Source organism: Aquitalea palustris (assembly GCF_003693445.1).
GTDB lineage: Bacteria > Pseudomonadota > Gammaproteobacteria > Burkholderiales > Chromobacteriaceae > Aquitalea > Aquitalea palustris.
On sequence record NZ_RFAR01000124.1, the window covers coordinates 1 to 5,556 of the forward strand.

Here is a 5,556-nt window from a genome sequence, read left to right on the forward strand (position 1 = left end):
CAGACCTGCGTCTGCGCCAACCGCCTGCTGGTACAGGATGGCGTCTATGATGCCTTTGCCGAAAAGTTTGCGGCTGCAGTAGCCAAGCTGAACGTGGGCAATGGTCTGGAAAACGGCGTTACCCAAGGTCCGATGATCGACACCAATGCTGTAGCCAAGGTGGAAGAGCACATTGCCGACGCACTGGCCAAGGGCGGCAAGCTGGTAGCCGGTGGCAAGCGCCACGCCCTGGGTCACAGCTTCTTCGAACCCACCGTGATTACCGGCGTGACGCCGGCGATGAAAGTGGCCAAGGAAGAAACCTTCGGCCCGCTGGCACCGCTGTTCCGCTTCAGCACCGAAGAAGAAGCCATCCAGATGGCCAACGACACCGAATTCGGTCTGGCCAGCTACTTCTATGCCCGCGATGTGGGTCGTATCTTCCGAGTATCGGAAGGCCTGGAGTATGGCATGGTCGCCGTCAACAGCGGCATCCTGTCCAATGAAGCGGCACCCTTCGGTGGCGTAAAGCAATCCGGCCTCGGCCGCGAAGGTAGCAAGTACGGTATTGAAGACTATCTGGAAATCAAATACGTACTGCTGGGCGGTCTGGACAAGTAAGTCCTGTCATTCCTGTGAAAGGCCACTTCTGCGGCCTTTCTATACCAGGCAAAGAAAAGGGCCGCGCAAGCGGCCCTTTTTCCATGCGACAACAAACCAGTCAGTGCAGCTTGACGATGGTTTCCGAGAGTGGAATGTCAGCTTCGCGCAGGCAATCGCACAAGTCCTGCCAGGTGGCATCCTTGTCCGGCGCCACGTCCGGCACCATCAGCCAGGGCGAGCGCGCCAGCAGTTCCTCGCTGCCACGCAGCTTGAGGCCCACCTCATAACCCTGCATTTCCGGCTGATATTCGGCCACGGCTTCCAGGTCTTGCAGACCGCCAACCCGGGTCGCAATCAAGGCCACGGTCAGTCCCAGCCGCTTGCGGTTCCAGGCACGCACGCCCGCCTGCAAAGACTCCCACCACGGCAGTGGAGCAAACAGCTCGGCCTCGCCATATTCCATCTCGGCACCGATGGCCTGTTGCACCAGCGGCATCACCGCATCCAGCGCCTTGCGCGACAATTGCCGCGCCTGCTCTACCGGCAGTGCACCACGCTCCACCAGGAAAGGCAGCCAGGAAATCACCAGCTGCGGGTCCTGCGTCTTGCGTGCTGCCTCATAAGTGGCGCGGGAAGAGTCTGGATCCAGCGGCGCAAAATCACAACCGGCATCCATTACGCCAGCCAGGTGCATCAGGTTCTGGCAGGCGCGCTCATTCAGCATGTCCACGGTAAACAGCGTGGGAGAAATCCACAGAATGGCTTTTTCCGGCACATCCAGCGCATCCGCCAGCGGCGTTTCCAGTCGCTCCAGCAAGGGGAAGTGCCACCACACCCCACCCTGTGCCCGGGAAAAGGCAAACGGCAAAGCCCACAATTCGAAAGACATCACCGAGCCATCCGCCCGCACTACCTCAGGAAAGGCGATGGCATCACGTGCACTATTCACCAGCAAGGCACGTGCCGCCGGCTCGCCTAGCAGGGATAGCTGGGCTTCGGTGAATACCGCCTGGTCACCGCCCATCAGGGCCTGCTGTACCTGGGCGGCAAAACCGGCGCGATGAATCGGATCCTGCGCGGCGGCACGCGCCGCCTCCCGCAAGGTACGGATGGCGCGGCTGCGCTCGGCCGGTGGCAAGGGCTCGGTCGGCCCCTGGCGCATTTCCCTGGCCTTGGGACCGACTTCGCGTTCGGCATAGGCTTCATGCAAGCGCTGATAGCAGGCAATGGCCTCGTCGCAGATGGCCTGCAGACGGGCCGCAGTGGGGGCCTCGCCAGTGAAGGTGAAATCAAACAGGCGCAAGCCACGGTTGCATACGTAAACGCTGCGGTTGCCAGCCACGTCGAATAACAACGCGCTGGCAAACTCGTCCTCATCACGACCGGCAAAGTCGGTGAAGTCATTGCCAACCAGCCGGCAGACAAAGGCCGGAGCAGCGGTATGCACCAGATACTCGGTCGCTTCCAGACCGGACTCGTCCACGGCGTCGCCAAAAATGAAGCGATTGGGCAGTTGCGGCTCGCCCTTGATATGGGCATTGCGGGGATGAGGTGTCATCAGTCAACCAGAAAAATCAGCAAAAACATCCCATTGTACCCGCCAGCCCACCCGAGGTGAAACCTCGGGAGGCCCAAATGCCGCAATTAGGCTTATTGCTGCGCTTGTCTCCAGCTTGTCATCATCGTGGCCAAAGCCTGGCGCTGCTGTCCCGCTGCATCGAAATTGTCGCTGGATAGCCATTGCTCCAGCGTCTGGCGCACCATCGGCCACTCGCCATCCAGTATCGAATACCAGGCGGTATCGCGGTTACGCCCCTTGCTGATCATCGCCTGCCGGAACAAGCCTTCAAACAGAAAACCCAAGCGCTCGGCCGCGCGGCGTGAAGGCAGGTTGAGGGCATTGCACTTCCACTCATAGCGCCGGTAGCCCAGCTCGAAGGCATGGCGCATCAGCAGATACATGGCTTCGGTCGCCGCTGGCGTGCGTTGCAGCAAGGGCGAGAAATTAAGATGGCCCACTTCGATCACCCCATTGGCCGGGTCGATGCGCAAATAGCTCGCCAGGCCAACAGCCTGCCCCGACCCCGCGTCCACGATGGCGTAAAACTGCGGATCAGCCAGACCTTCCATGCTGCTCAGCCATTGCTGATAGCTTGCCAGATCAGCAAACGGGCCATAGGGCAGATAGCTCCAGTTTGCGCCCGCGACATCTCGCTGCATCGCTGCGTAGAGCGCCTCACCATGGCGGGCCACCGACAAGGGCTCCAGCTGGCAATATTGTCCTTGCAACACCACGGGCTGCGGCTGCGGACAGGGCTGCCACGCGGGCAACGGCAGGCCATGCAATTGGCCCAGGGCATTGACCTCGCCAGCAGCCAGGCGCTGCGCGATAAAAGCATCAGACATAAGCACTCCTAACAGGCACAGTGAATGGAAGAGGCCGCCACCGCATGGCTGCCAACGGTGGCGTAGCCATCACGCTTCCACCAATCCAGCCCACCCTGCAGCTCTTTTACCCTAAACCCCAGCTGCAACAGCTTGATCGCCCCATTGGTTGAGCCATTACAGCCGATGCCATCACAAAACGGCACCAGCAAGGCATCTCGCGGCAACGCTGCCGTGGTCTGTGCCGACATGGTACGGTGTGGCAAGGACAAGGCACCGGGAATGGTTTCCCGCGCAAATGCACTGGTAGCACGGGTATCGATCAGGATCAGCTTCTCCCCGGCATCCAGTGCGGCCTTTACATCAGCGGCATCGATTTCATAGGCCAGCTTGGCCTGATAGAACTCCAGCTGTGTCATCAGCCTCTCCTTGTGCATGCATTGCAATATCAGCAGATTACGGGCAAATTGATTCCTCTAAAAGAACCACTTACTACCCTCAGGCAGGAACCACTCACCATCGTGCAAACCGACTGGATTATCGAACACCTGCAGCGTTGCTTGCTGCGCGACGGGCAGGCCACACTGGGGCAGCAGTTATACCGTCTGCTACGCGAAGCCATACGCAGTCAGCAACTGAAAGGCGGCACCGCCCTGCCCGCCAGCCGCGCCCTGGCGCAGGCGCTGCAAGTCGGCCGCAATACCGTGCTGGCCGCCTACGACCAGTTACTGGCAGAAGGCTATCTGCACAGCAAGCAGGGAGCCGGCACTTTTGTCAGCGAGGTGTTTGCCCAGCAAAGCGCCCATACGCCACTGACCATGCCACATGCCGGCCTGTCACAGCGTGGGCAGCAATTGACTGCGCAGTGCCGCTTGCCCACCGGGCTGACTGGTGCTTTTGCGCCTGGCCTGCCGGAATTACAGCAGTTCCCGCATCACACCTGGCAGCGACTGCAGCAAGTGCGCAGCAAACAGGCTCCTGCTCACTGGTGGCATTATCAGCAACAAGGTGGCCTGCCAGAACTCAGGCAAGCGGTATGCGACTATCTGCAGCTGTCGCGCTCGGTGCGCTGCCAGCCCGAGCATATCCTCATCGTGCAAGGCGCCCAGCAGGCGCTGGAGCTGACCGCCAGGCTGTTGAGCGATGCCGGCGACTGCGCCTGGATGGAGGACCCGGGCTATGTTGGCGCCCAGGCAGCACTGCAAGCTGCCGGGCTGCAGCTCACTCCCGTAGCGGTAGACGACGAAGGCCTGAATCCGGCGGCAGCGCCTGCCGACAGCACGCCACGGCTGATCTACATTACCCCCTCCCACCAATATCCCAGCGGAGTGGTAATGTCGCTGCAACGGCGCTTGGAGCTGCTGCAATTGGCCGAAACCTGCAATAGCTGGATCATCGAGGACGATTACGACAGCGAATTCCGCTACGATGCTCAGCCCATCGCCTCCTTGCAGGGCTTGGCCAGCAGCGAGCGGGTCATCTATGTCGGCACCTTCAGCAAAGTGATGTTTCCGGCATTACGGCTAGGCTATCTGGTCATCCCACCGGCGCTGATCGATAGCTTCCGTGCTGCTTATGCCCGCCTCTACCGCGAAGGCAGCTATGCCCAGCAAGCGGCGCTGGCCGACTTTATCGAACAGGGGTACTTTGCCCGACACATCCGCCGCATGCGCGAGCTGTACCGCATACGCCAACAACTGCTGCGCCATACACTGGACCATGCTCTGGGCACGGCCCTTCCCTTATCCGCAGGCCAGGCCGGCATGCATCTGGTGGCCCGGCTGCCAGCCCATGTCGACGACCAGCAACTGAGCAGCCTTGCCGCCCGGGAGCAGCTATGGCTGCGCCCGCTATCCGGCCATTACCTGCAGCAGCCCCAGCAAAACGGGCTGGTGCTGGGTTATGCCGGCGTCGAAGAAACCCTTATCCGCCAGTCTGCCTTGCGGCTGGCGCAATTGCTGGAGCCCATGCTGTGAGCCATCACAAACCACCATTGCTGATCAGCGCCTGCCTGCTGGGACAGCCTGTGCGCTACGATGGCCAGTCCAAGAGCCAGGATGCCGCATGTCTGACACAACTTGCGGCACATTACCAGCTACTGCCCGTCTGCCCAGAATGCGCAGGTGGACTCCCCGTGCCACGACCTGCCGCAGAAATCATTCATGGCGATGGCCGGCAGGTGCTGCTCGGCCAAGCCAGGGTGGTTACTGCCAGTGGCGAAGATGTCAGCCAGCCGTTCAAGGCTGGTGCCGAGCTCACCCTGCAGCTGGCCAAACAATATGGTTGCCAGTTGGCATTGCTTAAAGCCAATAGCCCGTCCTGTGGCAATCGCGACATCTACGATGGGAGCTTCAGTCAGCAGCTACAGCACGGCCAGGGTGTAACCGCAGCGTTGCTGCAACAACATGGCTTGCAGGTATTCAATGAAAATGAAATAGACCAACTGCTGGCACTGGTGACCGACATGCGTTGATTTGATGAGATCAGAATGCAAAAAGCCCGGAACAAGTCCGGGCTTTTTGCTAGCCAGCATGCTGGCGAATGGGAAGTTTGGCGGTGTCCTACTTTCACATGGCGAATGCCACACTA

6 protein-coding genes are annotated in these 5,556 nt (G+C 60.4%); 3 read left to right on the forward strand and 3 right to left on the reverse strand.

What is annotated here, in order from left to right; all coding sequences use genetic code 11:
* Positions 1–600: aldehyde dehydrogenase family protein (locus tag EAY64_RS19610; RefSeq protein ID WP_122081975.1), on the forward strand; the 600-nt coding region annotated here is incomplete at its 5' end.
* A gap of 100 nt (positions 601–700) precedes the next feature.
* Here the strand turns inward: EAY64_RS19610 and EAY64_RS19615 are convergent.
* The 3 genes from EAY64_RS19615 to EAY64_RS19625 all read right to left on the reverse strand — a co-directional run bounded on the left by EAY64_RS19615 (position 701) and on the right by EAY64_RS19625 (position 3,386).
* Positions 701–2,140, reverse strand: coding sequence for a hypothetical protein (locus EAY64_RS19615; protein ID WP_103526388.1), 1,440 nt, complete (start codon positions 2,138–2,140; stop codon positions 701–703).
* A 92-nt stretch (positions 2,141–2,232) separates the two neighbouring features.
* A complete protein-coding gene (locus EAY64_RS19620; protein ID WP_103526389.1) occupies positions 2,233–2,988 on the reverse strand; it encodes a GNAT family N-acetyltransferase in 756 nt (251 codons plus the stop codon).
* Between the two features lie 8 nt (positions 2,989–2,996).
* Positions 2,997–3,386 (reverse strand): rhodanese-like domain-containing protein, encoded by a 390-nt coding sequence (locus EAY64_RS19625; RefSeq protein WP_103526390.1) that lies wholly within the window; start codon positions 3,384–3,386, stop codon positions 2,997–2,999.
* A gap of 102 nt (positions 3,387–3,488) precedes the next feature.
* Between EAY64_RS19625 and pdxR the strand changes: the two genes are divergently transcribed.
* Both pdxR and EAY64_RS19635 read left to right on the forward strand, forming a co-directional pair.
* Positions 3,489–4,943, forward strand: coding sequence for a MocR-like pyridoxine biosynthesis transcription factor PdxR (gene pdxR, locus EAY64_RS19630; RefSeq protein WP_103526391.1), 1,455 nt, complete (start codon positions 3,489–3,491; stop codon positions 4,941–4,943).
* Positions 4,940–5,440, forward strand: a complete 501-nt coding sequence (locus tag EAY64_RS19635) for a 2-thiouracil desulfurase family protein (protein ID WP_103526393.1) — start codon at positions 4,940–4,942, stop codon at positions 5,438–5,440. The genes pdxR and EAY64_RS19635 overlap by 4 nt, the downstream gene beginning before the upstream one ends.
* Positions 5,441–5,556 lie beyond the last annotated feature (116 nt).